Source organism: Stenotrophomonas sp. Steno-Z2 (assembly GCF_056393235.1).
In genome coordinates this window covers 52,478-78,148 of sequence record NZ_JBWJOY010000001.1, presented here as the reverse complement: position 1 = coordinate 78,148, position 25,671 = coordinate 52,478, and the positions used below count along the sequence as shown (strand labels likewise).

The following is a 25,671-nucleotide window of genomic DNA, read 5'->3' as shown; positions in this document are numbered from 1 at the left end:
ATCGCTCAATTGTAGTTGGGATTCGTTATCTTATGCAAATAAGAATTTGTTTCATTTGGACTGGTGCGGACCAACCCGACCGTGGGACGCTCAGACCTCGGCCCATTGCCGCAGCAGGTTGTGGTACACGCCGGTCAGCTGCAGCACGGCACCGGCATCGGCGTCGCTGCGGCGCAGGGTTTCGATGGACGTGTCCATCTCGAACAGCATCCGCCGCCGCGCGTCGTCGCGGATCATGCTCTGCACCCAGAAGAACGAGGCCAGCCGCGCGCCGCGGGTCACCGGCGTGACCTGGTGCAGGCTGCTGGACGGGTACATGATCAGGTCGCCGGCCGGCAGCTTCACTTCGTGCTCGCCATAGGTATCGCTGATGACCAGCTCGCCGCCGTCGTACTCGCCGGGGTCGTTGAGGAACAGCGTGCACGACACGTCCGAGCGCAGCTGCTCGCCCTGTGACAGGTTCATCACCGCGCCATCGACATGGAAGCCGTAGGTACCGCCGCCGGTGTAGCGGTTGAAGCGCGGCGGCAGGTATTTCAGCGGCAGCGCGGCGCTGAAGAACAGCGGATTCTTCGCCAGCGCGACGAGAATGGCTTCGCCCAGCTCGCGCCGCAGCGGCGCGTCCTCCGGCAACTGTTCGTTGCGCTTGGCCTGCGCGCCGAGATGGCCGACCGTCTCGCGGCCGTCGGTCCACTGCGCGGCGTCCAGCCTGGCGCGGAATCCGGCGACCTGTCCGGGTGTCAGTACGTTGGGGATATGCAGCAGCATGTGGATTCCTCAGCCTGCGGGATGGGCGACCAGTTCCCGCACCTGCGGATGCGGTGATGCGGCCAGCTCCGGGACGATATGGGCCATGAACGCGGGGCTGCCGTGCGCGAGCGCGAGCCGCAGCCACTGCAGCGCTTCGTCGAGCCGGCCTTCCTGCAGCAGGATGGAAGCGTAATTGGCTTGGCCGCGGAAGTCGCCGGCTTCGGCCGAGCGCCGGTACCAGTCCAGCGCGGCCTGCGGATCGCGGGTGGTTTCCAGGCCGTCTTCCAGGTGGCGCGCCAGCAGGTTCATCGACTTGGCGTGGCCCAGGTGGGCGGCGCGGGCATAGAGCGCCAGCGCCTGGCGGCGATCCTGCGCCACGCCGCGGCCGGTGGCGAGCAGGTTGGCGTGGTTGTACATGCCCCAGTCCAGGCCGGCGTCCGCCGCGCGGCGGTACCAGACCGCGGCCAGCGCGAAGTCGACGGCGGTGCCCATGCCCAGTTCGTGGCAGCGGCCCAGCATGTTCATCGCCATCGCATCGCCGTTGTTGGCCGCGGTGGCGTACCACAGCAGTGCCGCTTCGGCGTCACGCGCGACGCCCTTGCCTTCCATGTACATCTGCGCCAGCAGCAGCTGTGCGGCGACCTGGCCGCCCTGGGCCGCGGCGCGGACATCGGCGAAGGCCGCATGCGGGTCTGCGCGCAGCCGCGCGGCCAGCGCATCGGCATCGAGGACGGGGCGGGATGACTCGGACATGGGTCGTTTCGATCGACCTTGGCGTTGAAGGGAAGGCGGCCCTGCCGGAAACACGAAAACGGCGGCAGGAGACCTGCCGCCGTCCATGTCGCCTGGATCAGAACCTGACGTTGAGCGCCAGCGTCGCCGAGCGCCCCGGCGCGATGCTCGCGTAGTGCGAAGCATAGGCCTTGGTGAAGTAGATCCTGTCGGTCAGGTTCTGCAGGTTGAGCTGCAGGCTGATGTTGTCCTGGATCGCGTAGCTGGCCATCGCGTCCCAGCGCGTATAGCTGGGGATCCATTTGGTATTGGCCGCGTCGCCGTACTGCTTGTCGACGTAGCTGGCGCCGCCGCCGAGGGTCAGGCCGAACGGGAACGCGTAGGTGGTCCACAGCGTGGCGGCATGCCTGGGCGTGTTCGGGAAGGCATTGCCGTTGTTCGGCGAGACGATCCACACGCCGGGCGCCGGGCAACCCGTGCGGCTGGGGACCGAACAGACGTAGCCATTGTCCTTCAGCTCCGAATCCATCCAGGTGTAGCCGCCGGCGACGTTCCAGCGGTCGGTGATCTGACCGTTGAGGCCGATCTCAACGCCGTTGATCGCCTTCCTGCCGGCGTTCTGGGTGCTGCCGTTGTCGATCACCACGCGGGCGTTGTTCATCTCGGTATGGAAGATGGCCGCCGTCAGGTTCAGGCGGTTGCCGAACAGATCCCACTTGGTGCCGAGCTCGTAGTTCTTCGTCTCCTGCGGCTTGAGGTTCTGGATGGCGGCGCTGATCGCATCGTTGCCTTCGCCGCTGTCCATGCCCGGCGGCGTGGACGAGGTGCCGTAGGACAGATAGATGCTGCCGTTCGCCGTCGGCTTGAACACCACGCCGGCCTGGTAGTTGAGGAAGTCCTCGCTGTTGCCCAGCACGGTCGGCGCCTTGCCCGCGACCGGCGTGACCTGCTCGGTGTCGTAGTCGTCCCAGCGCAGGCCGAGGTTGACCAGCCAGCGCGGGCTCAGTTCGATGGTGTCGAACGCATACACCGACCTGGTCCGGGTGGTCTGCCGGATGTCCAGCGCCTTGTCGCTGCGGGTGACCGGGTGGGTGGCCGCCCACGGGTCGTTCGGGTTCGGGTTGTAGAAATCGGTGCAGTTCCAGCCGGTCGCGGCGCCGGTGGTCGCGCAGGCCTGGGTGCCGTCGATGGCGTTGTTGGTACCCGCGCCGCCGATGACGTAACGGCCCTTGCTGCTCTTTTCCTCGCTGTATTCCACGCCGGCGCTGTAGCTGTGCTTCAGGCCGCCGGTCTGGAAGGCGCCGGTCAGGCTCAGCTGGTCGGCGAAGGTCCTGGTGTCGATGGCGCGATCATTGGTGCGGCGCCACAGGGTGCCGTACTTGTTCGGGTTGTTCTTGCTGTCGTCCGGCTGGGTCCACAGGTAGTCGTTGCTGGTGTTGCCCAGGCGCGCGATGTTGCGCAGCTTGTGGCCGCCCAGGTCGTAGCTGGCATCGATGGTGCTGATGTCGGCGCGGGTGCGCTGGAAGTCGCGGTCCTTCAGCCCGTAGTAGTTTTTGCGGTCGGGCACCAGCGGCCTGCCGACGGTGGTGCCGGCGGCCGGGTCGGCGTACGGGAAACCGCCGGCGTCGGGCAGATCATCGGTTTCCAGGTGGTAATGGCTGGCGATCAGCTGCAGCGGGCCGTTCAGGCCGAACGCGATCGACGGCGCGATGCCCCAGCGGCTGACGTTGGCGGCATCGCGGCCGGGAATGTCCGACTCGTGCTTGAGCAGGTTCAGGCGCGCGGCGATGCCGTCGCCCAGCACGTAATTGGCGTCCACGGTTCCGCGCGCGTAGCTGTCGGTGCCCACGCCCATGCTGGCATTGGTCTCGTTCTTCAGCTTCGGGGTCTTGCTGACCAGGTTGATGCTGCCGCCGCCGGAATCGCGGCCGCCGTAGGCCGAGCTCGGGCCCTTGACCACTTCCAGCTGCTCCAGGTTGAACACTTCGCGGGTCTGCGTGCCGACGTCGCGCAGGCCGTCGACGAACATGTTGCTCTGGCCGTCGAAGCCGCGCAGGAACGGACGGTCGCCGGTGGAATTGCCGCCCTCGCCGGCACCGAAGGTGATGCCCGGCACCATGCGCAGCGCGTCGACCAGATTGGTGGCGCCGATTTCCTGGATGGTCTTCTCGGTGACCACGGCCACCGACTTGGGGGTGTCCAGCAGTTCGGCGGTGAACTTGGGCGAGGACGGCGCGAACCAGCTGCCGCGGACCTGCACCTTGTCCAGGTCGGTGGCCTGCGCGCCGCCGGCATCCGCATCCGCGGCCTGTGCCGCCAGGGGGGAGAAACCGGCGGCAAGGGTGGCCGTGGCCAGCACGGTGGCGCGCGGCGCGTACTTGCGGGTCTTGATGTGCTTCATGGGGAGGATGTCCGGGAGAAGTGAGGACGAAAGCGCTACTGGAAGGCGCCGGCAGGCCGGACGCCCAGCAGAGGGTTTGGGGGGGCGATGCTGCCGGGCGTTACCCGCCCGGGAGTCCGCGCAGACTCAGCCCTGGCGGGTGGTCGGCGGCGCATGGGCCGGCGGCGACCGGTATACCCACGCGGCAGTCATGGCAGGAGCGGGGGCCGGCGGGCGCGGCGCGGCCAGGCGGACGGCATGCCGCTCCGGCCAGTCCGCCTGCGAAGCGTCCGCATGGCGCGGGGCACGAGCGGGTTTTGCGTCGGATTCGGCCGCCGCCATCCGGTGCATGGACGGCTCGCCCGGCGCCATCGGGTGGCCGGATTCGGCGATCAGGGACAGGTCGCCGGGCGGCCGCGCGCCGGCATGGGCAGGCGTGGCCGAAGCCAGTACCGCTGCCAGGCAGGTGGCGAGGATGAAGACCGCAAGCAGCCACAGGCGCCAGCGCTGCTGGACCGGTGTGGTCGGCAGGCGGAGGGGAGCCCCGTGGAAGGAGCCCCGCAGGCGCGGGCGGGCGGGATGCATAACGGTAAATTAAACGATAATGATTCGCATGTCCACCGCCGCGCGGGGCACGCCGATGTGTCTTGGGTCAGCTCAGTCGCGGTCGTCGCGGGCCCAGACCCCGCCGTCCTCGCGCTTGACCGGGAACTTCGGCACCGGGGTATAGGCCGGCGCGCACAGGGCACGACCGTCGCGGACATCGAAGCGGGCGCCGTGCAGGATGCACTCGATGCTGCCCTCGGCCGGATCGAGGTTGCCCGAGGACAGCTCGAACTCCTCGTGCGTGCACTGGTCTTCCAGGGCGTACAGCTCGCCGTCCAGGTTGAACACGACGATGGGCGCGCCGGTGACGTCGTCGAAGGCGGTCCTCATTTCCCCCGGCAGCAGTTCGTCGCTGGCGCAGACGTAGGTCCAGGTCGCGCTCATGCGGCCGGCTCCAGGCGCTTTTCCAGGATCTCGAAGCGCAGGTCGTCGCGCTTGGGGATGCCGAAGCGTTCGTCGCCGTAGGGGAAGGGCTTCTTGACCCCGGTACGGGCGTAACCGCGGCGCTCGTAGAAGGCGATCAGTTCGTCGCGGCAGTCGATCACCGTCATCTGCATGGCCGGCAGCCCCCACTGCACGGCCACATGGCGCTCGGCCTGCTGCATGACCTGCTTGCCGACGCCGCCACCCTGCGCCGCGGGGCTGACCGCGAACATGCCGAAGTAGCCGTGCCCGTCCTCGTCGGCGATGTGGCAGCAGGCCAGCAGCCGGCCGCCCTGCTCGGCCAGCAGGATCACGCTGCGCGGGCGGTTGATGTCGGCGAGGATGCCTTCGGCATCCACCCGCTGGCCGTCGAGAATGTCGGCCTCGGTGGTCCAGCCCACGCGCGAGGCGTCGCCCCGGTAGGCGGAAGTGACCAGTTCGATCAGGGCCGGAACGTCGTCCGGGGTGGCGGTGCGGAAGGTGAGGGCGTCCATGCCCGCATTGTAGCGATGCCGGATTTCCTTGTAGATGCGGGGCCTGCCCCGCATCCGGCGCTACCGGTACGGCTTCGTGCGGGGCAAGCCCCGCCTCCACGCTCAGCCCAGCAGGGTACGTACCTTTTTCAGCGCGGCCATGAACGCTTCGATTTCCGCGTGCGTGTTGTAGAACGCCAGCGAGGCGCGGCAGGTCGCGGCCACGCCGTAGTACTGCAGCAGCGGGTGCGCGCAGTGTTGGCCGGAACGCACCGCAACGCCCTGCAGGTCGAGCAGGGTGGCCAGGTCGTGCGCGTGCGCACCCTCGACCAGGAAGGACACCACTGCGGCCTTGTGCGGGGCAGTGCCGAAGATGCGCACGCCGTCGACGCGCTGCAGCTCCTCGGTGAAGTGCGCCAGCAGTTCCTGCTCGCGGGCGGCGACGTGGTTGCGGCCGAGGCCGTCCAGGTAGTCCACCGCCACGCCCAGGCCGACGAAGCCGGCGATGTTGGGGGTGCCGGCCTCGAACCTGTGCGGGGCGTCGTTGAACACGGTGCCTTCGAAGCTGACTTCCTTGATCATCTCGCCGCCGCCAAGGAAGGGCGGCATGTCCTGCAGCAGTTCGCGGCGCGCCCACAGCGCGCCGGTGCCGGTGGGGCCGCACATCTTGTGGCCGGTGACCGCATAGAAATCGCAGCCGATGGCGGCGACGTCCAGCTCCAGGTGCGGGGCGGCCTGCGAGCCGTCGATGACGGTGACGATGCCGCGCCTGCGCGCTTCGCGGCAGATATCGCGCACCGGATTGACCGTGCCCAGCACGTTGGAGACATGCGCCAGCGCCAGCAGTTTCACCTCCGGCGTCATCGCCGCGTGCAGCGCGTCCAGGTCCAGGCTGCCGTCGGGCGCGATCTCGGCCACGCGGATGGTCGCGCCGGTGCGCTGGGCCACCAGCTGCCACGGCACGATGTTGGCGTGGTGCTCCATGCGCGAGACCAGGATCACGTCGCCGGCCTTCAAACGCGGCAGCGCCCACGAGTAGGCCACCAGGTTGATGGCGAAGGTGGTGCCGCTGCACAGCACCAGTTCGTTGGCGCGCACGTTGAGGAAACGCGCCAGCTTGGTGCGCGCGCCTTCGTAGGCGTCGGTCGCCTCGGTGCCCAGCGCATGCACCGCGCGGCTGACGTTGGCGTTGTAGCGGCGATAGAACTCGTCCACCGCGCCGATCACCGGCAGCGGCTTCTGCGCGGTGTTGGCGTTGTCGAAATACACCAGCGGCTTGCCGTTGACCTCGCGCATCAACAGCGGGAAATCGGCACGCACGCGCTCCCAGTCGGGGGCGCTGCCGGCGGCGGGAATCGGCCGCGGTGAGGAAAGGTTCATGCCATGCCCGCCTGTTGCAGCACCTGGTCCAGGTGGCGGACCAGCTTTTCGGTGAGGAGGCCGTCCACCGCGGCCAGCGGCTCGTGGCAGAACGCGGCGCTGAGCATGGCGCGCGCCTGCTCGGCCGGCACGCCGCGCGAACGCAGGTAGAACAGCGCATTGGCGTCGAGCTGGCCGACGGTGGCGCCGTGCGCGGCCTTGACCTCGTCAGCATCGATCACCAGCGTCGGCTGGGTGTCGATCTCGGCATCGGCGGACAGCAGCAGGTTCTTGTTGGACAGGTTGGCGTCGGTGCCGTCGGCGCCTTCGCGGATGTGGATGCCGCCATGGAACACCACTCGGCTGCGGTTGGCGGCCACGCCGCGCCACAGCAGCTCGGCGCTGGTGTCGCGGGCGATGTGCTCGATGCCCAGGCGGGTGTCGATGTGGCGGCGGCCGGTGCCCAGCAGCACGCCGTTGGCGACCAGCCTGGCGTTGTCGCCTTCCAGGCGCACGTTGAGCTCGTGGCGGCTCAGCGCCGCACCCAGTTCCAGGTCGATGCGGCGGTACTGCGCATCGCGCGCCAGCACCGCGTCGGTGCGCAGCAGCGAGGTGGCGCGCGCGCCACCGGCCTGCACGCGGGCGTGCGAGAGTTGCGCGTCCTGGGCCAGATGGACGTGCACCAGGGTGTTGTCCAGGTGCGCGCTGTCGCCGGCCTGCAGGTGGTGTTCGACCAGGTTCAGCGCAGCGCCGCGGCGCAGTTCGACCAGGTGGCGGTGGTGCCAGGCGCGGTCGGCCTCGTCCGGTGCGTTGACGAAGACCAGGTGCAACGGCGTCGCGCCGGCGGCGCCTTCGGCCACCTGCACCAGCACGCCCTCGTCGGCGAGCGCGGCGTTGAGCTGGGCGAAGACTTCCTCGGCGCGGTCGAAGCGGCGGGCGAGGAAGCGTGCCGCTTCCGGTTCGTCCCGGCGCACGGCCGACAGCGTGCGTACCTGCACGCCGGCGTCCAGCCCGGACAGGTCGCTGTGCGCCTCACTGGGGCGGCCATTGACGAACACCAGGCGCGGTGCCGGGATGTCGGCCAGCAGCGCGGCGTCGATGGCGGGCGCCTGCAGCGGCGCGGCGCTGAAGCTGCGGCGTTCGAGCTGGCGCAGCGAGGTGTATTTCCAGGCTTCGTTGCGTGCGGCCGGCAGGCCGGCGCGCAGTGCGGCATCGAGCGCTTCGCGGCGCTCGTCGCTGCCGCAGAAGGCGGCAGCCAGCGATTGCAGGAGCGGGCTCATTACTTGGCCGCCTCGCGCACCACACGGTCCTTCAGGAAGTCGTAGCCGTGCGCTTCCAGTTCCAGCGCCAGCTCCGGGCCGCCGGTCTTGACGATGCGGCCGTCGGCCAGCACGTGCACCACGTCCGGCTTGATGTAGTCGAGCAGGCGCTGGTAGTGGGTGATGACCAGGAACGAACGTTCCGGCGAGCGCAGCGCGTTGACGCCGTCGGCCACGCTCTTGAGCGCGTCGATGTCCAGGCCCGAATCGGTTTCGTCGAGGATCGCCAGCTTCGGCTCCAGCACCGCCAGCTGGAAGATCTCGTTGCGCTTCTTCTCGCCGCCTGAGAAGCCCTCGTTGACGCCGCGGTGCAGCAGCTCGTCCTTCAGGTGCAGCACGGCCAGCTTCTGCCGCACCAGCTTGAGGAACTGCATCGAGTCCAGCTCGGGCTCGCCGCGCGTCTTGCGCTGGGCGTTGAGCGCGGCGCGCAGGAAATAGGTGTTGTTCACGCCCGGGATTTCCACCGGGTACTGGAACGCCAGGAACAGGCCGGCGGCGGCGCGCGCTTCCGGCTCCAGCTCCAGCAGGTCGCCGCCTTCGAACTGCACGCTGCCGCCGGTGACGTCATAGCCGTCGCGGCCGGACAGCACGTTGCCCAGGGTGGACTTGCCGGCGCCGTTCGGGCCCATGATGGCGTGGACTTCGCCGGGCTTCACGTCCAGCGACAGGCCCTTGAGGATTTCCTTGCCGGCGATGCTGGCGTGGAGGTTTTCGATCTTCAGCATGAGGGTACGGTCTTCGATTTGAATATGGAGCGGGGCGATCAGAGTTCGCCTTCGGCGCGATCGATGAAGGTGGCGCGCAGCCAGCGGGTGCGCTGCCGGGTCAGGTCGGCCTTGTTGGCCGAATACAGCATCGGGTACATCGAGCCATACAGGATGCGTGGATCCTCGTCCCTGCCGACCGGGTAGCGCGCTGCGATGTCGGCATCGCGCAGCTGGATCCACAGGCGTTGCGCTTTGCGCAGGTTCTCGATGGCGACCGGGTGGCCCTGCAACCGCTGCATCACCTGCCGGTACACGGTGTTGAGCTCGGCATCGGCGGCATCGGAGTCCTTGCCCGCGCACTCGTTCATTTCCGGCTGGGTGCGGGCACGGTCGCAGGCCTGGTCGAGCGGCGCGGCCAGGGCCAGGGCTGGCAGCAGCGCCAGCAGGAGTACGGGCAGGCGGCTCATCCCACCGAGCCTTCCAGCGACACTTCCAGCAGCTTCTTGGCTTCCACCGCGAATTCCATCGGCAGTTCCTTGAACACCTGCTTGCAGAAGCCGTCGACGATCATCGATACCGCGTTCTCCTGGTCGATGCCGCGCGAGCGGCAATAGAACATCTGGTCGTCGGAAATCTTGGACGTGGTGGCCTCGTGCTCGACGGTGGCGCTGGGGTTCTTCACCTCGATGTAGGGGAAGGTGTGTGCGCCGCACTTCTTGCCGATCAGCAGCGAGTCGCACTGGGTGTAGTTGCGCGCGCCGTCGGCGCCGGAAGCGACCTTGACCAGGCCGCGGTAGGTGTTCTGGCCGCGGCCGGCGCTGATGCCCTTGGAGACGATCTTGCTCTTGGTGCGCTTGCCGACGTGGATCATCTTGGTGCCGGTGTCGGCCTGCTGGCGGTGGTGGGTGAGCGCCACCGAGTGGAATTCGCCCACCGAGTCGTCGCCCAGCAGCACGCAGGACGGGTACTTCCAGGTGATGGCCGAGCCGGTCTCCACCTGCGTCCAGGTCACCTTGGAGCGTGCGCCGCGGCACTCGGCGCGCTTGGTGACGAAGTTGTAGATGCCGCCGATGCCGTTTTCGTCGCCCGGGTACCAGTTCTGCACCGTGGAGTACTTGATCTCGGCATCTTCCAGCGCCACCAGCTCGACCACCGCGGCGTGCAGCTGGTTTTCATCGCGCATCGGCGCGGTGCAGCCTTCCAGGTAGGAGACGTGGCCGCGGTCCTCGCAGATGATCAGGGTGCGCTCGAACTGGCCGGTGTTGTTGGCGTTGATGCGGAAATAGGTGCTCAGTTCCATCGGGCAGCGCACGCCCTTGGGAACGAACACGAAGCTGCCGTCGGAGAACACCGCCGAGTTGAGCGCGGCGAAGTAGTTGTCGCCCACCGGCACCACCGAGCCCAGGTACTGGCGGACCAGGTCGGGGTATTCGCGGATGGCCTCGGAGATCGAGCAGAAGATCACGCCCTTGTCGGCCAGTTCCTTGCGGAAGGTGGTGCCGACCGAGACCGAGTCGAACACCGCGTCGACCGCCACGCCGGCCAGCTTGGCGCGCTCGTGCAGCGGCACGCCGAGCTTGTCGTAGGTGTCCAGCAGTTCCTTGGGTACTTCGTCCAGCGACTTGTACTTCGGGCCCTTGGGCGCGGAGTAATAGCTCAGCGCCTGCAGGTCGATCGGGCCGATCTGCAGCTTGGCCCAGTCCGGCTGGCGCATGGTCAGGAAGTGGCGGTAGGCGTCCAGGCGCCACTGCGTCATCCATTCCGGCTCTTCCTTCTTGGCCGAAAGCGCGCGGATGATGTCCTCGTCCAGGCCCGGCGGGAACGAATCGGATTCGATGTCGGTGACGAAGCCGGCCTCGTACTTGCGGCCCAGCTGTTCGTGGATCTGGCGGTTGGGGGTGTCGGCGCTGCCGACGTTTTCGATGGTTTCGGTGGCCATGAGGCTGCCTACGGAATTCAGGAAACGATGCTGACGTCGATGCGGCGACGGTCGGCAAGTGGGAGGGGGTGCAGCATCTGCGCCAGGGTCACGCCGCGCAGGGCGTCGGCGACCACGTCGTTGATCAGCCGCCAGTTGGAGCGCACGCCGCACTGGCTGGCGATGCCGCACTGGCTCTGGCCCTGGCTGCATTCGGTGATGGCCAGCGGGCCTTCCATCGCCTCGACGATCTCGATCAGGCTGATCTCGCTGGCCGGGCGGGTCAGGCGGTAGCCGCCGCGCACGCCGCGCAGGCCCTCGACCAGCCCGGCCTGGGCCAGCGGCTTGAGCAGCTTGCTGACGGTCGGCGGTTCCAGCCCGGCGGCCTCGGCCAGTTCGGTCGCGCTCAACACCTCGTCCGGCCGCGTGGCGAGCACGGTCATGACGACGCTGGCGTAGTCGGTGAGCTTGGTGACGCGGAGCATGGGGGAGGCGGGAAATCAATGTGGACCGAAATTGTACGCTTTTGTGCGCGACGCCTCAAACCCGGCCCATGGCGGGCCATCGATGCAGTTCAGGCTTGGGAAGCCCGCGCGACTGCGCGAGAATCCCCCTTCCCACCGTTTCCCGGCCATGTACATGCCCAAGAAGATCCAGGCGCGCAAATCCTCCATCCACGGCAATGGCGTGTTCGCGCTGGCGGCCATCGCCAAGGGCGAGCGCATCATCGAGTACAAGGGCCTGCGCCGGACCCACGCCGAGGTGGACGCCGACGACGCGGGCGACGTGGAAAGCGGCCACACCTTCCTGTTCACGCTGAACGACGACTACGTCATCGACGCCAACCACAAGGGCAACGACGCGCGCTGGATCAACCACAGCTGCGACCCGAACTGCGAGGCGCTGATCGAGGAAGCCGAAGGCGACGACCGCACCGCCGACAAGGTGTTCATCGAGGCGATCCGCGACATCCGGCCGGGCGAGGAGCTGACCTACAACTACGGCATCACCCTGGCCGAGCGGCATACCCCACGCCTGAAGAAGATCTGGGAGTGCCGCTGCGGCTCGCCCAAGTGCACCGGCACCATGCTGCAGCCCAAGCGCTGATCTGAAGCGGGGAAGTGGGGAAGGGGGACGCGGGAAGGGAGTGGTCTGCGGGCTTCCTGCTCAATGCACCCCCTGCTTCCCACTTCCCGCTCTGGCCTCAATTTCCCAGCAGTCCCTGCGGCACCAGCCTGCCCAGGTCCTGGTTGAAATCCACCGCGATGCGACCGTTCTCGATGCCCACCGACTTCACCTGCAGCGCGCCCATCACGTTGGCGATGGCCGGCTCGATGCGGTAGATCGGCTCGCGGCGCGCATAGTCGGCCAGCCAGGTGTTGAGCAGGCCGCGGGTGCCCGAGTCGAGTTCGGCGCCGGCCACCGCCGGGCGGAAGGTATCGATGGTGGGCTGTTCCAGGTGGAAACCGCGCGTGGCCGCGTCGTAGCGCAGGCCGCTGCTGAGCTGCACGTTGCCTACCGGCATCGGCGCGCCGCCGGCGGCGGCCATGGCCAGGTCGAACTGCAGGTTCAGGCGGCTGCCGGCCGGCAGCGTCAGCCGCGGCTGGCTGACCGTCAGCGCGAGCAGCCCGCCCAGCGCCTTCTGCGAGCGCGGAAAGCTGCCGTCCAGGTACTGCTGCACGTCGGCCGCATCGACCATGAGCCTGTGGCCGCTGACCTGCGGCGAGGCGTGGGCGCTGCCCGCCATGAGCACGCAGGCGACGGCAGGCAACAGCAGGGAGCGGAGGTTCATCGTATCGGCCCGGGAAGAGTGCGGTGGAAGCAACGCACGATACCCGGAAACGGTGAATGTCCGGTTAGCGGAATGGCGTCGCCGCCGTGCTCACTGCGCGTCGCGCAGCGTCTGCAGTTTCGCGATCAGGCCGTCGAGCTCGGGCTGCAGCGCGGCCAGCGGGTGGCCGTCCTCGCGCGCCGCCGCGGCCAGGGTCTCCAGCAGGCCGGTGGCGACCACCACGCTGGCGTCCTCGTTGCAGGACAGGCGCCGCTGCCGCTGCGCGCCTTCCAGCTCGCGCATCCAGTTGCGCGGGCTGCGCTGTTCGAATTCGATGGTGCAACGGCCGCTGCACTGCAGGCCATCGGCTTCGATGGGCGTGACGGTGATGCGGTAACGGTGCTTGCTGCTGGACATGGCGTGGGGTACGACTGTGGCTTGGCGACCACCATAGGCCCGCGGCGCGGCCGGGGCGAGGCGCCACCCCATGACGCTGTGTTCCAGTGCCCGACGCCCCCTGTCGCATCCGCCACCTCTCCCGCGACGGGCCGGGTGCCGCCGCGTGCAACGCTGCGTGCCGCCGTCACGATGCCCGTGCGGACCGGGTGCCGGCCGCCGCGGAGGGGCGTCGTCGGCGCGATTCCAGCGGCCGTCGTCCCGCCGACGATGGACGCCACCGGCTTGGACGCAAAAAAAACGGGACGGCAGCGCCGTCCCGTTTTTCGCCGAAGGGCGCGCGGATCAGACCGCGGCGTCCTTGAGCTTCTTGAGCGGGCGCACCTTGATCTTGGTGGAAGCCGGCTTGGCGGCGAACCACTGCTCTTCCTTGGTGAACGGGTTGATGCCCTTGCGCTTCGGCTTGGCCGGCACGTTCACGGTGGTGATCTTCAGCAGGCCCGGCAGGGTGAAGTGGCCGGCGCCCTTCTTGTTGATCGATGCGGCCACGGCACCTTCCAGCGCGGCCAGGACGGAGCGGACATCCTTGGCGGCGACGCTGGTCGCCTCGGCCAGGTGTGCAACCAGACCCGACTTGGTCAGGGCTTCCTTGATCGGCTTGGGAGCGGCCGGCTTGGCGGCTGCCTTCGTAGCGACTTTCTTCGCTGCCTTCTTCGGGGCAGCCTTCTTAGCGGTCTTTGCCATGATTTCCTGTTCCGTGAACGGTTGGTTGTTGGTCGTGCCGACCCCGTCGGCAAGCGAAATGTAGGGCATGCGCGGTGCATCGCCAATAGGGCAGGACACAAAAACCCCATAAAAATTGCATCCAACCGGCTTCCGCCAGCGGCATGAGGCGGCGGCTGCGGGAAAATAAGGCGGGAAATGCAGGGGTCTGGCGCGCGCACCGTGGTTGCCCGGCGCCGGCGCCGGCCATGTCGGGGGAGCGCCTGCCGCGCGCGATGCCGCTGCGGCGCACAAGGCGCTAACGAACGCTGCCCTAGGCTGGAGCGACCTTCCACGCACGCACAGGAGACATGCCATGGGTATTTCACGCCACGCCACCGCGCACTGGGAGGGCGACCTCAAGAGCGGGCAGGGGCGGTTGAGCACGCCGCAGAGCGGGCTGATGGAGAACACGCGCTACGCCTTCTCCAGCCGCTTCGGCGACGAGAAGGGCACCAACCCGGAAGAACTGATCGCCGCCGCGCATGCCGGCTGCTTCACCATGGCGCTGTCGGCGAAGCTGGGCGAGGCCGGCTTCCCGCCGCGTTCGCTCGACACCCGCGCCGATGTCGACCTGTCGATGGACGGTGGCCCGCAGCTGTCGCAGATCCGCCTGAAGGTGAAGGCGGTGGTGCCGGGCATGGACGAGGTGAAGTTCCGCGCGGTGGCCGAAGACGCCAAGCAGAACTGCCCCGTGTCCAAGGCGCTGAGCGCGGTGCCGATCAGCCTGGAAACCGAGTTTTCCGCCTGAGCCCGCGGCCGGGGCGGCGGCCGCGCCGCTCCGGCGTTCCGGTTCAGGGGCGTTTCACGCGCCGCGCCGGAGCATCCGTCCATCTCCATCCGCCGGTACGGCCGCCATGTCCCGATCGTTGCCTCTTGCAGGTGTCCTGGTCCTCGGTTGCCTGCTGGCGTTCCCCGCCACCGCGCAGCGATACGACGACGGCCGCTATCGCCCATCGCCCACCAGCGGCGACTGGCGCCAGGACGATGGCCGCTACTACGACGGCGACAACGGCCCGGTCTACGACTATGCCCGCGTGGTGCGGGTGGACCCGATCATCGTCGATGGCGGTGGCCGCCAGGGCCGCTGCTACGAGCGCGCCGATGGCGACTACGTATACGGACCGGATGGCTACCGGCGCGATGAGCGCGATTACCGCGACGACCGTTACGCCGGCGGCTACCGCCAGGGCAGCGATGGCGGGCGCCAGGTCGCCACGGTGATCGGTGGCCTGGCCGGCGCCATCATCGGCAGCCGCATCGGCGGCGGCGATGGCCGCTACCTGGGCACCGCGATCGGCACCGTCGCCGGCGGCGCCGCGGGGCGCGCAATTTACGATGCGAACAACCGCCCGGTCTACCGGCGTTCGGACGTGCGCGTCTGCGAGCCCGGGCGCGATGGTTACGGCCGCGATGGCTACGGCTACGAAAGCGAGCGCGTGGACGGCTACGACGTCACCTACGAGTACGGCGGCCGCGAATACCACACGCGCCGCGACTACCACCCGGGCGAGCGCATCCGGGTGCGGGTGGACGTCAGCGCCGACTGATCCGGCGCGGCGCCGGGTCGCCGTCGAGCGCCGGCATTCGGCGCAGGCCGGTCCCGGTTTCGTTGTCACGCCTGGCCGATGGCGGCATAGTCGCCGTTCACCTTGGCCAGGAGTGTCTCCGCATGCGCCGTACCGCCGCCTGTCTCGCCGTCCTGCTTCCCTGCCTGTATCTGGCGCCGGCCTCGGCCGAGGTGCGGGTGCTGCTCGCCGACACCATCCGCACGGGCGATCCCCAGCAGCCCACGGCCAGCGCGCTGGCGTGGGACACGGACAACGGCCGCCTGCTGGCGGTGGGCGAACGCGCGGCGGTGCTGCAGCGTTATCCGCAGGCCAGGCGCATCGACGCCGGCAAGGTCACCGTGGTGCCGGGGCTGATCGACGCGCATGCGCATCTGGTCGGCCTCGGCGACACGCTGGCGCAGGCCGACCTGACCGGCGCGCGCAGCCGCGCCGAGGTGGTGGAACGCCTGCAGGCCTTCGAAAAGACGCTGGCGCCGGGCGAATGGCTGCTGGGCGCGGGCTGGGACCAGAACCGCTGGGACGACACCGCGTTTCCGACGGCGGCCGACCTGGACGCGGCTTTCCCGGAGCGGCCGGTGTATCTGGAGCGCATCGATGGCCATGCCGGCTGGGTGAACGGCGCCGCGCTGCGCATCGCGGAGAAGGCGGGCAAGCCGCTGTCGGGCGACTGGCAGCCGGAGGGCGGGCGCATCCTGCGCGATGCCGCCGGCAAGCCGACCGGCGTGCTGGTGGATGGCGCCTCGTCGCTGGTGAGGACGCATATCCCGACGCCGGACGAGGCGGTGCGCGAGAAGCGCCTGCAGGCCGCAGTGCAGCTGGCGGTCAGCAACGGGCTCACCGGCGTGCACGACATGGGCGTGTCGCGCGAGGACCTGGCGGTGATGAAGCGGCTGGCCGACCAGGGCAGGCTGCCGCTGCGCGTCGATGCCTACGCCGATGGCAACCACGGCGCGCTGGACGACCTGTGCGCCAACGGCCTGTACACCCATCCGGGGGGGCGACTGCAGATGCACGGGGTCAAGCTGTTCATGGACGGCGCGCTGGGCAGCCGCGGTGCGGCCCTGCTGGCCGACTACAGCGACGATCCGCACAACCGCGGCCTGCTGATGACCTCGCCGGAGGATTTCGAAGTGGCGGTGCGCAAGGCCGATGGCTGCAAGGTGCAGGTGGCCACGCACGCGATCGGCGACCGCGGCAACCGCATCGTGCTCGATACCTACGAGAAGGTGCTGGGCGCGCACAAGGGCAACGACCACCGCTGGCGCGTGGAGCATGCGCAGGTGGTGGCGCTGGAGGACATCCCGCGTTTCGCCCGGCTCGGCGTGATCGCCTCGATGCAGCCCACCCACGCCACGTCGGACATGGGCTGGGCCGAGCAGCGCGTGGGGCCGGAACGGATCAAGGGCGCCTATGCCTGGCAGCGTTACCTGCACAGCGGCGCGCGCCTGGCGCTGGGTTCGGATTTTCCGGTCGAGCAGGTCGATCCGCGCCTGGGCCTGTACGCAGCGGTGACCCGCCAGGACCGCGACGGCCAGCCGCCGGGCGGCTGGCAGCCGGAGCAGCGCCTGAGCGTGGCCGAAGCGCTGCGCGGTTTCACCAGCGATGCCGCGTACGCCGGACATGACGAGGCCCAGGTCGGTCGCCTGCGCAGCGGCATGCGCGCGGACTTCGTCATTTTCGACCGCGATCCGCTGGACGAAAACGGGGGGCGCCTGGACGAGCTGAAGGTGCTGTCCACCTGGGTCGATGGCGAGCCGGTCTACACCGCCACGCCGGCCGGACAGGGCTGATGCCCCGGCGCCGCGGAGCCACCGCGCCGCGGCGCTGAAACCGCGCTGCAATCCTGGCGGCCCATGCTGTGCGCGCTTCCATCGCGTGCTTCCGCACCGGCTTCGGGGCGAACGCCAGGCACTGGCGTGATCGGGAACCGCGTAACGGCGATCTGCAACGAACCGTGCATCGCCCGTGTTTCCGTTCAACCGTGAGGTGCGCTGATGTGGCCTGGGCAGACATTCCACCCCGTGCGGGCGCGGAAAATCTGCGCAATCCAGGGCCATGATCCGCGTTGAAGGCGAAGTTGCGGAAGAAACAATGCGCCCGCCGCCGTTTCGTCGACTGTGACGGAATCGGTCCAACGAAAAAGAGGGCGGATTTTGAAATGGAATCCGGGTAAGATGCGCCGCACGCTGCGAAACAAGCACTTTCCAGCACATGCGATGCTTGCGCTTCGATGCCGCTGTCGGTAGTCGAATCCCGTTGCATCGGTAATGAAGTTTGTCTTTCCATAGACATTACGCATTGTTCGTTCACGAGCCGGCACTGTCGGCGCGCCCGCACACCGGGCGCCCCCAGTCATTGCGAATCCGGGTAACGAACACATGCGCAAGCCACTCCTGCTCCACCCCCTGACGTTGTGCGTCCTGGCGACCCTGGCCGCTTCGGCCGGCGCCCAAGCCCAGACCAAGGACGAAGGCAGCGACCGCAAGGTCAGCGATCTCGCCACGGTCAGCGTGTCCGCATCGCGCATCGATCGTCCCGACCTGGTGGCGCCGACGCCGACCCTGCCGATCACCGCCGAGGAACTGAAGCTCGACTCGCGCACCAACGTCGGCGCCGCGCTCAACGACCTGCCGCAGTTCCGTGCCACCAGTTCGCCGCAGACCACCGGTTCCAACACCGGCGCCGGCAACGCGCCGGTAGACCTGCGCGGCCTGGGCATCTCGCGCACCCTGGTGCTGCAGGACGGCCGCCGCATTTCCAGCGACAACGACCTCAACACGATTCCCTCGATCGTCGTCAAAAGCGTCGACGTGGTGACCGGCGGCGCTTCCGCGGCCTGGGGGTCGGGCGCGGTGGGCGGCGTGGTCAACATCAGCCTGGACCACGACTTCATCGGCTTCAAGGCCGGCGCGCAGGCCGGGCAGTCCACCTACGACGACGGCAAGGAGAAACGCTTCGAGGCCGCGTGGGGCACGGACTTCGCCGATGGGCGCGGCCACTTCCTGGTCGGCGGCGAGTTCCTGGACAACGACGGCATCGTGCCGCGCAGTTCGCGCAGCCGCGCCGGCCGCTGGTCGACGCTGTCCATCGGCAACGGCCAGTACCAGCTGATGCCCGATGTCGGTTTCTCCGATGCCGGCTATGGCGGCCTGATCCTGTCCGGCGTGCTCAAGGGCAAGGCGTTCAATCCGGATGGTTCGCTGCGCGACTTCCAGTACGGCCGCGTGGTCGGCGCGCTGATGAGCGGCGGCGAGGGGCCGTCCAACGACGATTACAGCCCGCTCAGCGCGCCGCAGAAGCGCTACGCGGTGCTGGCCAGCGGCCGCTACGACCTGACCGACGACGTGCGCCTGACCGCCGAAGTGCGCCATTCGCGGATGTACAACAACTACATCTGGTTCGGCGACCACAACCGCAACAACCTGGACATCGGTATCGACAATGCCTTCCTGCCGCAGCAGGTGCGCGAGGCGATGGAGCAGGCCGGGGAGACCACGCTGCGGATCGGCCGCTTCAACAACGACATCAACTACCCGCACATCGATTTCGAACGGAAGACCACCCAGGCCACGCTGGCGCTGGACGGCTACGCCGGCGACTGGCGCTGGAGCGCCTACTACAGCCATGGCGAGGCCGAAGCCAACTTCGACACGCCGGGGTTCATCCTGCGCGAGGCCTGGGCCAATGCGGTCGATTCGGTGCTCGACCCGGTCACCGGCAAGCCGGTCTGCCGCGTCAGCCTGGCCAACCCGGCGGTGCACTGCGTGCCGATCAACCTGTTCGGCGAGGGCGCGCCCTCGCAGGAAGCCATCGACTACGTGACCGGCACCCCGCAGCAGCGCGCCAAGACCACGCTGGACGTGTTCGGCGCCAGCCTGCGTGGCGAGCCTTGGGAACTGCCGGCGGGCGCGGTCTCGGTGGCATTCGGCGTGGAAGGGCGGCGCGAGGCGATCGACCAGCGCGTCGGCGAGCTGGACGCGGCCAAGGCCTTCCGTTCGTTCAACTTCAGCGCCATGAAGGGCTCGTTCAACGTCAAGGAGGCCTTCGGCGAGGTGCTGGTGCCGCTGGTCAAGGACGTGCCCGGGCTGAACAACCTGGCGCTGAGCGCGGCCGCGCGCATTTCCGACTACAACACCACCGGTTCGATCTGGTCGTGGAAGCTCGGCTTCACCAATGAGTTCTTCGAGGGTTTCCGCGGCCGCATCGCCCGTTCGCGCGACATCCGCTCGGCCAACCTGGGCGAGCTGTTCACCACCACCACGACCGGCTGGAGCTACGTCACCGATCCGACCAACAACCAGACCGTCTACGCGTTGAGCAACGGCGGCGGCAACCCGGGGCTGCGGCCGGAGACCGCCGACACCCTGACCGCCGGCCTGAGCTGGTCGCCGCGCACGGTCGAAGGCCTGGATTTCTCGGTGGACTATTTCAACATCGACATCAAGGACGTGATCACCACGATCGGCCTGCAGGACATCCTCAACCGCTGCGCCGCCGGCAACGCCGAGCTGTGCAGCCGGGTCGAGCGCGACGCCGGCGGCAACATCACCCGCATCGTCTCCACCTACACCAACCTGTCGCAATACAAGACCGACGGCGTCGACCTGGAAGCCTCCTACCGCCGCGACGCCCGCCTGTTCGGCGTGCCCGGGCGGCTGCGCCTGCGCACCCTGGCCACCTGGGTCAACAGCCTGAGCACCGACGATGGCGTCAAGCGCATGGAGTACGTGGGCTCGCAGGGCTATGCGTTCGGCCTGGGCGTGCCGAAGTGGCGCGCAGTGTCCAGCATCGCCTTCGACAGCGACGTGTTCTCGGTCAACGCACGTGCCCGCTACCTGTCCGCCGGCGACTACGACCGCAACCAGAACATCGTCAACAACCGCATCGGCAGCTACGTCTACTACGACGTGGGCGGCGCCTACCGGCTGGGCGGCGAGGGCAGGGTGGAGCTGTACGCCAGCGCCAACAACGTCTTCAACAAGAAGGCGCCCATCGCCGCGACGTTCTCGCCCTACTACGACGTCATGGGCGCCTACTACACCGCCGGCGTGCGGGTGAAGTTCTGAGCGGCCCCGCCGCCAACCGACGAGGAGCACACATGCATCATGCAATCCGTACCCTGCTGGCCGCGGCATTGGCCGTCGCCGGCACTGCGGCGGCAGCGGTCCCGGTGCCGCCGGCGATCCATGCCGACGGCGTGCCGGCCATTCCCGAGGCGACGGCCGAGGCCAGCGCCCGCTACCTGGAATTCCGCCGCGCCGCCTTCCTCGGCTGGGACCCGCAGACCCGCTCGGTGCTGATGAAGACCCGCTTCGGCGGCACCGACCAGCTGCACAGCGTGCGCTCGCCCGGCGCCGCGCGCACCCAGCTCAGCTTCGAGGCCGAACCGGTGCCCTTCGCCAGCCACGCGCCGGGCGACAGCGGCCACCTGGTGGTGCAGAAGGACGTTGGCGGCAACGAGTTCTTCCAGTTGTACCTGCTGAAGGAGGGGCGCCTGGAACTGCTGACCGACGGCAGGTCGCGCAACTGGTTCGGCAGCTGGAGCCGCGATGGCCGCCTGCTCGGTTACGCCTCCTCGCGGCGCAACGGCGCGGACATGGACCTCTACGTGCTGGACCCGTCCCGGCCCGGCAGCGACCGCATGGTCGCGCAGGTCAGCGGCGGTGGCTGGAACATCTCCGACTTCTCGCCCGACGGCAGCCGCGCCCTGGCCATCAACCGGCTTTCCATCAACCACGCGGTGCTGGCCGAGATCGACCTGCGCAAGGGCGGGATGAAGGTGCTGACCCCGGCGCGCGGGCAGGCGTCCTACGCCGATGCGCACTACGCCCGCGATGGCCGGATCTGGGTGCTGTCCAACCGCGATTCGGATTTCGTCCGGCTGGGCAAGCTGGATCCGCGCAGCGGAGCGTTCACCGCGGTGAGCCGCGAGCCGCGCTGGGACGTGACCGACTACGCGGTGTCCGACGACGAGCAGGTGCTGGTCTACGCGATCAACGACGCCGGCGTGTCGCGGCTGCGGGTAGGCGATGGCGATGGCGGCAACCTGCGGCCGGTCGACGGCCTGCCGGAGGGCGTGCTGGACTGGAGCATCGGCCGGCTGCTGCAGATCGCGCCGTGGGGCGAGATCGGCCTGAGCCTGTCCTCGGCCCGGGTGCCGGGCGATGTGTATTCGATCGAGCCGAAGACGCTGGCGGTGAAGCGCTGGACCTGGAGCGAGGCCGGCGGCCTGGACCTGGAGCGCAACCGCGAGCCGGAACTCGTGGAAGTGGCCAGTTTCGACGGCGAGAAGGTGTCCGGCTTCCTGTACCGCCCCGATCCGGCCCGCTTCCCCGGCAGGCGGCCGCTGATCATGGACATCCACGGCGGCCCGGAAGGGCAGAGCCGGCCGGGTTTCCTCGGCGCCGACAACTACCTGGTCAACGAACTGGGCGTGGCCCTGTTCCTGCCCAACGTGCGCGGTTCCTCGGGCTACGGCACCCGCTTCCTGGACCTGGACAACGGGCCATGGAAGCGCGAGGACTCGGTCAAGGACGTGGGCGCGTTCATCGACGCGCTGGCGGCCGACCCGGCGCTGGATGCGGCGCGGTTCGCGGTCTACGGTTTCAGCTACGGCGGCTACATGTGCTACGCCTCGGCGGTGCACTACAGCGACCGCCTGCGCTCGGCCAGCTGCGCCGTCGCCATTTCCGATTTCGTCACCTTCCTGGAGAACACCCAGGCCTACCGGCGCGACCTGCGGCGGGTGGAGTACGGCGACGAACGCGATCCGGCCCAGCGCGCCCGCCTGGCGGAGATATCGCCGCTGCGCAACGTCGGGAAGATCCGCATCCCGCTGATGGTCGCCGCCGGCGGCAACGATCCGCGGGTGCCGGCCTCCGAGGCCGAGCAGATCGTCAGGGCGCTGCGCGGGCAGGGCGGCGAGGCCTGGCATGTGCTGGCGCGCAACGAAGGCCATGGCTTCCACAAGCGCGAGAACCGCGATTACATCTTCTGGGCCGGGATCGAGTTCTGGAAGAAGACCCTGCTCGGCCAGGCGGACTGACGGACGGAGTGGATGGGGCGCCGGCGATGGCCGGCGCCACCGCTTCAGCGGTCGTCGTGCAGTTCGCCGCCGGGCAGGAACACCCAGGTGCGGGTGACCTGCAGGATGTCGATGTCGTCGCTGGTACGGGGCAGGGGCGGGAACGGCTGCGCCAGCTCCACCACCCGCAGCGCGGCGGCATCCAGCAGCGGCGTGCCGCTGCTGCGCAGGATGCGGCTGCTCTCCACGCTGCCGTCGCGGCGCACGCCCACGGTGATCACCACCTGGCCGCCGAGGCGGCGCTGGCGCGCCTCGTCGGGGTAGTTCAGGTTGCCCACGCGCTCGGCGCGGTCCACCCAGGCGCGCAGGTAGTTCGCATAGGCGTATTCGCGGGTGCTGGCCGAGACGAACTTGCGGTTCGGGCGTTTGGCGTATTGCTCCGAGCGCAGGTGCACCTCGGCGGCCAGCCGCGCCATTTCCGCGTCGCGCTGCTCGCGCGCGGTCATCGGCGCGTCCAGCTCGGGGCGTTCGGGCAGCGGCCGCGGCTGCGCCTCGGCGACGGCCTGCTCGCCGCGCGTGCTGCTGACCACGCGCGCCTGCGGCGGCGGGGGCAGCGCCGCCGCCTGGCGCTGCATCGGCACCGGCGCCAGGCCGGCGCCGGGCTGCGGCACGATGCCGGCCTGGCTGTCGCGCGGGCGCTGCGGCCGGTCGTGGTCGCCGCCGCCCTGCTGGTTGGCCTGGGCCAGGAAATCGGCCTGCTTCGGGGTCAGCGGCGTGCTGGTCTGGCTGAAGATCACGTCCAGCGTCGGCACCAGCGGCGCGTTGCCGCCCACCGCGAACCCCACGCCCAGGATCAGCAGGCCGTGCACCAGCAGCGACAGCGTCAGCGTGGCGCCCAGCCGCTGCTGCTCGGTGACGCGCGCCGGCGGCGGCAGGGCATCGGCGGGGGCGCTCATCGCGGCAGGCCGGCCTCGAGCGCGTCGAACAGCTGGCCGGCGATGTTCAGCCCGAACTGGGCGTCGAGCTCGCGGGCGCAGGTCGGGCTGGTGACGTTGACTTCGGTGAGGTAGTCGCCGATCACGTCCAGGCCGACGAAGCGCATGCCGCGCCGCTTCATTTCCGGGCCGACCTGGGCGGCGATCCAGCGGTCGCGCTCGCTCAGCGGGCGGCCCTCGCCGCGGCCGCCGGCGGCGAGGTTGCCGCGGAACTCGTCGCCCTGCGGGATGCGCGCCAGGCAGTAGTCCACCGGCTCGCCGTCGATCAGCAGGATGCGCTTGTCGCCGGCGCTGATGTCCGGGATGAAGCGCTGCGCCAGCGCCAGCCGGCGGCCGCCGTCGGTGAGCGTCTCCAGGATGACGTTGAGGTTGGGGTCGCCGCTGCCGCTGCGGAAGATCGAACGCCCGCCCATGCCGTCCAGCGGCTTGAGCACCACCTGGCCGTGCTCGAGGGCGAAGGCCTTGAGCGCGGCGGCGCCGCGGCTGACCAGGGTCGGCGGGCAGCACTGCGGGAACAGCAGCGCGGCCAGCTTCTCGTTGTAGTCGCGCAGCCCCTGCGGGTCGTTGACCACGCAGGCGCCGGCGGCCTGGGCCACCGACAGCACCTGGGTGTCGTAGAGGAACTCGCTGTCGAACGGCGGGTCCTTGCGCATCAGCACGATCTGGCCCGGGCCGAACGCGGTGCGCGCGTAGCTGCCCAGGGTGAACCAGCCGGCCGGGTCGTCGCGCACCTGCAGCGGCGCGGTCTCGGCCACGGCGGTGCCGCCCTCCAGCGCCAGCCCGCCGGGGCGCACGTAATGCAGGCGGTGGCCGCGCCGCTGGGCTTCCAGCAGCATGGCGAAGGTGGTGTCTTTGGCGATCTTGATTTGGGCGATGGGGTCCATCACCACGATGACGTCCAGCATGATCCACGGCCGTTCGGGTCAGGCGGCGATGGTAGCGTCCCGGCGCGACGGGCGCCCAGCGCCATGCGCGGTCCGGTGCGTTGCGTGGCTGAATGGCCCTGCGCAGCGACTGCGATGGCGTTCACACTGCATGCGGCGCCAGCCCCGCGACGACGTCGGCCCTTGACAGTTCGCGGCCGGGCTGGGATATAGACCGCTTTCGCAGCAGCGCCACGTTCAGATGGCGCGCTGCGCGCCCGGGGAAATCGCAATGGTTGAAAACATGGCTGCGGGTGGGGAACTCGCAGGGCTGAAGGTGATGGTCATCGACGATTCGAAGACCATCCGGCGTACTGCCGAGACACTGCTCAAGCGCGAAGGCTGCGAGGTCGTGACCGCGACCGACGGCTTCGAGGCACTGGCCAAGATCGCCGACCAGCAGCCGCAGATCATCTTCGTGGACATCATGATGCCGCGGCTGGACGGCTACCAGACCTGCGCGCTGATCAAGGGCAACCAGCTCTTCAAGTCCACGCCGGTGATCATGCTGTCCTCCAAGGACGGCCTGTTCGACAAGGCGCGCGGGCGCATCGTCGGCTCCGAGCAGTACCTGACCAAGCCATTCACTCGCGAAGAACTGCTGGGCGCCATCCGCACATACGTCAACGCCTGACCAGGGGGTAAGGCACATGGCTCGAATCCTGTTGATCGAGGACTCACCGACCGACCGGGCGGTGTTCACGCAATGGCTGGAAAAGGCCGGCCACGAGGTGCTCGCCACCGACAACGCCGAAGACGGCCTGCAGATGGCGCGCAGCCAGGGGCCGCAGCTGGTGCTGATGGACGTGGTGCTGCCCGGCATGAGCGGCTTCCAGGCCACCCGCGCGCTGTCGCGCGACGAGGCCACCCGCGGCATTCCGGTGCTGATCGTCAGTACCAAGAGCATGGAGACCGACATGGCCTGGGGCATGCGCCAGGGCGCGTCGGATTATGTGGTGAAGCCGCCGCGCGAGGACGACCTGATCGCGCGGATCAACAAACTGGTGGGTTGATGCGCTCTCCCTTCGACATCCTCGAAGCCTACGAACGGCGCAGCCTTGCGCACGCGGTGCAGCTGCCGGAACGCCACTTCTCCGCCGACGTCTGGCGCGGCGTGGGCTACCGCATCGGCAGCCGGCGCCTGGTGTCCGATTTCCGCGAGGTGGTCGAGATCGTGCCGATGCCGCCGGTCACGCCGGTGCCCGGCGCGCAGCCATGGCTGCTGGGCGTGGGCAACCTGCGCGGCAACCTGTTTCCGGTGGTGGACCTGAAGTACTTCCTGGAGGGGCAGCGTACCGTCCAGCAGGAAGGCCACCGCGTGCTGATCATGCGCCAGACCGGCGGCGACGTCGCCATCAGCATCGACGAGCTCTACGGGCAGCGCAGTTTCGAGCTGTCCAGGCAGGTCCCGGCCGGCGCCATCGCCCAGGGCCGCTACGCGCATTTCGTCGAACACGCCTTCAACGACGGCGACCACGACTGGGGCGTGTTCTCGCTGTCCCTGCTGTCGCGCACGCCTGAATTCCGGCAGGCCGCCGCCTGAGCGCGGGCCTGCCTTTCCG

The 25,671-nt window shown here is 69.0% G+C and carries 26 protein-coding genes; 9 read left to right on the top strand and 17 right to left on the bottom strand.

The window, feature by feature from the left end:
- Positions 1-90 precede the first annotated feature (90 nt).
- The 12 genes from AC06FP_RS00335 to AC06FP_RS00280 all read right to left on the bottom strand — a co-directional run bounded on the left by AC06FP_RS00335 (position 91) and on the right by AC06FP_RS00280 (position 11,152).
- On the bottom strand, positions 91-768 hold the full coding sequence (locus tag AC06FP_RS00335; protein WP_478074068.1) for a Fe2+-dependent dioxygenase: 678 nt from the start codon (positions 766-768) through the stop codon (positions 91-93).
- A 9-nt stretch (positions 769-777) separates the two neighbouring features.
- Positions 778-1,503 carry a tetratricopeptide repeat protein gene (locus AC06FP_RS00330; protein WP_478074067.1) on the bottom strand — a complete coding sequence of 242 codons (726 nt, stop codon included), beginning with the start codon at positions 1,501-1,503 and terminating at the stop codon, positions 778-780.
- A gap of 97 nt (positions 1,504-1,600) precedes the next feature.
- On the bottom strand, positions 1,601-3,883 hold the full coding sequence (locus AC06FP_RS00325; RefSeq protein ID WP_478074066.1) for a TonB-dependent receptor: 2,283 nt from the start codon (positions 3,881-3,883) through the stop codon (positions 1,601-1,603).
- A gap of 126 nt (positions 3,884-4,009) precedes the next feature.
- On the bottom strand, positions 4,010-4,447 hold the full coding sequence (locus AC06FP_RS00320; protein WP_478074065.1) for a hypothetical protein: 438 nt from the start codon (positions 4,445-4,447) through the stop codon (positions 4,010-4,012).
- A 72-nt stretch (positions 4,448-4,519) separates the two neighbouring features.
- Positions 4,520-4,852, bottom strand: a complete 333-nt coding sequence (locus AC06FP_RS00315; RefSeq protein ID WP_456116810.1) for a non-heme iron oxygenase ferredoxin subunit — start codon at positions 4,850-4,852, stop codon at positions 4,520-4,522.
- A complete protein-coding gene (locus AC06FP_RS00310; RefSeq protein WP_478074064.1) occupies positions 4,849-5,385 on the bottom strand; it encodes a GNAT family N-acetyltransferase in 537 nt (178 codons plus the stop codon). The genes AC06FP_RS00315 and AC06FP_RS00310 overlap by 4 nt, the downstream gene beginning before the upstream one ends.
- A 102-nt stretch (positions 5,386-5,487) precedes the next feature.
- Entirely contained in the window at positions 5,488-6,744 is a 1,257-nt protein-coding gene (locus AC06FP_RS00305) for a cysteine desulfurase (RefSeq protein ID WP_478074063.1), read from the bottom strand.
- Complete coding sequence (sufD, locus tag AC06FP_RS00300; protein WP_478074062.1) at positions 6,741-8,003, bottom strand: Fe-S cluster assembly protein SufD; 1,263 nt, start codon at positions 8,001-8,003, stop codon at positions 6,741-6,743. The genes AC06FP_RS00305 and sufD overlap by 4 nt, the downstream gene beginning before the upstream one ends.
- Entirely contained in the window at positions 8,003-8,767 is a 765-nt protein-coding gene (sufC, locus tag AC06FP_RS00295; RefSeq protein ID WP_456116806.1) for a Fe-S cluster assembly ATPase SufC, read from the bottom strand. The genes sufD and sufC overlap by 1 nt, the downstream gene beginning before the upstream one ends.
- Positions 8,768-8,805: 38 nt before the next feature.
- Positions 8,806-9,216 (bottom strand): lysozyme inhibitor LprI family protein, encoded by a 411-nt coding sequence (locus AC06FP_RS00290; RefSeq protein ID WP_478074061.1) that lies wholly within the window; start codon positions 9,214-9,216, stop codon positions 8,806-8,808.
- Complete coding sequence (sufB, locus tag AC06FP_RS00285; protein ID WP_456116804.1) at positions 9,213-10,688, bottom strand: Fe-S cluster assembly protein SufB; 1,476 nt, start codon at positions 10,686-10,688, stop codon at positions 9,213-9,215. The genes AC06FP_RS00290 and sufB overlap by 4 nt, the downstream gene beginning before the upstream one ends.
- A 17-nt stretch (positions 10,689-10,705) precedes the next feature.
- Complete coding sequence (locus AC06FP_RS00280; protein ID WP_478074060.1) at positions 10,706-11,152, bottom strand: SUF system Fe-S cluster assembly regulator; 447 nt, start codon at positions 11,150-11,152, stop codon at positions 10,706-10,708.
- A gap of 154 nt (positions 11,153-11,306) precedes the next feature.
- Between AC06FP_RS00280 and AC06FP_RS00275 the strand changes: the two genes are divergently transcribed.
- Complete coding sequence (locus AC06FP_RS00275; protein WP_456116803.1) at positions 11,307-11,774, top strand: SET domain-containing protein; 468 nt, start codon at positions 11,307-11,309, stop codon at positions 11,772-11,774.
- Positions 11,775-11,871: 97 nt separating this feature from the next.
- Here AC06FP_RS00275 and AC06FP_RS00270 read toward each other — a convergent pair whose 3' ends face one another.
- The 3 genes from AC06FP_RS00270 to AC06FP_RS00260 all read right to left on the bottom strand — a co-directional run bounded on the left by AC06FP_RS00270 (position 11,872) and on the right by AC06FP_RS00260 (position 13,578).
- Positions 11,872-12,459 carry a DUF1439 domain-containing protein gene (locus AC06FP_RS00270; protein ID WP_456116802.1) on the bottom strand — a complete coding sequence of 196 codons (588 nt, stop codon included), beginning with the start codon at positions 12,457-12,459 and terminating at the stop codon, positions 11,872-11,874.
- 90 nt (positions 12,460-12,549) lie between these two features.
- Positions 12,550-12,855 (bottom strand): DUF3861 family protein, encoded by a 306-nt coding sequence (locus tag AC06FP_RS00265; RefSeq protein WP_456116801.1) that lies wholly within the window; start codon positions 12,853-12,855, stop codon positions 12,550-12,552.
- A 324-nt stretch (positions 12,856-13,179) separates the two neighbouring features.
- Positions 13,180-13,578, bottom strand: a complete 399-nt coding sequence (locus AC06FP_RS00260) for an HU family DNA-binding protein (protein WP_456119464.1) — start codon at positions 13,576-13,578, stop codon at positions 13,180-13,182.
- Positions 13,579-13,912: 334 nt separating this feature from the next.
- On the opposite strand from AC06FP_RS00260, the gene AC06FP_RS00255 reads away from it, so the two are divergent.
- The 5 genes from AC06FP_RS00255 (at position 13,913) to AC06FP_RS00235 (ending at position 22,212) form a co-directional block, all read left to right on the top strand.
- Positions 13,913-14,347, top strand: coding sequence for an OsmC family protein (locus AC06FP_RS00255; RefSeq protein WP_456116800.1), 435 nt, complete (start codon positions 13,913-13,915; stop codon positions 14,345-14,347).
- Between the two features lie 106 nt (positions 14,348-14,453).
- A complete protein-coding gene (locus tag AC06FP_RS00250; RefSeq protein WP_478074059.1) occupies positions 14,454-15,146 on the top strand; it encodes a glycine zipper 2TM domain-containing protein in 693 nt (230 codons plus the stop codon).
- A 122-nt stretch (positions 15,147-15,268) separates the two neighbouring features.
- Entirely contained in the window at positions 15,269-16,957 is a 1,689-nt protein-coding gene (locus AC06FP_RS00245) for an amidohydrolase (protein ID WP_478074058.1), read from the top strand.
- Between the two features lie 588 nt (positions 16,958-17,545).
- Positions 17,546-20,233 carry a TonB-dependent receptor domain-containing protein gene (locus AC06FP_RS00240; protein WP_478074057.1) on the top strand — a complete coding sequence of 896 codons (2,688 nt, stop codon included), beginning with the start codon at positions 17,546-17,548 and terminating at the stop codon, positions 20,231-20,233.
- A 32-nt stretch (positions 20,234-20,265) separates the two neighbouring features.
- Positions 20,266-22,212 (top strand): S9 family peptidase, encoded by a 1,947-nt coding sequence (locus AC06FP_RS00235; RefSeq protein ID WP_478074056.1) that lies wholly within the window; start codon positions 20,266-20,268, stop codon positions 22,210-22,212.
- A 44-nt stretch (positions 22,213-22,256) separates the two neighbouring features.
- On the opposite strand, the gene tolA is transcribed toward AC06FP_RS00235, so the two are convergent.
- Together tolA and gshB are read right to left on the bottom strand one after the other, a co-directional pair.
- Positions 22,257-23,147 carry a cell envelope integrity protein TolA gene (gene tolA, locus AC06FP_RS00230; RefSeq protein WP_478074055.1) on the bottom strand — a complete coding sequence of 297 codons (891 nt, stop codon included), beginning with the start codon at positions 23,145-23,147 and terminating at the stop codon, positions 22,257-22,259.
- A complete protein-coding gene (gene gshB, locus AC06FP_RS00225; RefSeq protein WP_456119463.1) occupies positions 23,144-24,094 on the bottom strand; it encodes a glutathione synthase in 951 nt (316 codons plus the stop codon). The genes tolA and gshB overlap by 4 nt, the downstream gene beginning before the upstream one ends.
- A gap of 247 nt (positions 24,095-24,341) precedes the next feature.
- Here gshB and pilG point away from each other — a divergent pair, with 247 nt between their 5' ends.
- The 3 genes from pilG to AC06FP_RS00210 are packed head-to-tail and all read left to right on the top strand — an operon-like array spanning position 24,342 to position 25,652.
- Complete coding sequence (gene pilG, locus AC06FP_RS00220; RefSeq protein WP_054667142.1) at positions 24,342-24,743, top strand: twitching motility response regulator PilG; 402 nt, start codon at positions 24,342-24,344, stop codon at positions 24,741-24,743.
- A gap of 16 nt (positions 24,744-24,759) precedes the next feature.
- Positions 24,760-25,122: a response regulator gene (locus AC06FP_RS00215; protein WP_456116794.1), complete on the top strand. Its 363-nt coding sequence runs from the start codon at positions 24,760-24,762 to the stop codon at positions 25,120-25,122.
- Positions 25,122-25,652, top strand: coding sequence for a chemotaxis protein CheW (locus tag AC06FP_RS00210; RefSeq protein ID WP_456116793.1), 531 nt, complete (start codon positions 25,122-25,124; stop codon positions 25,650-25,652). The genes AC06FP_RS00215 and AC06FP_RS00210 overlap by 1 nt, the downstream gene beginning before the upstream one ends.
- Positions 25,653-25,671: the final 19 nt, after the last annotated feature.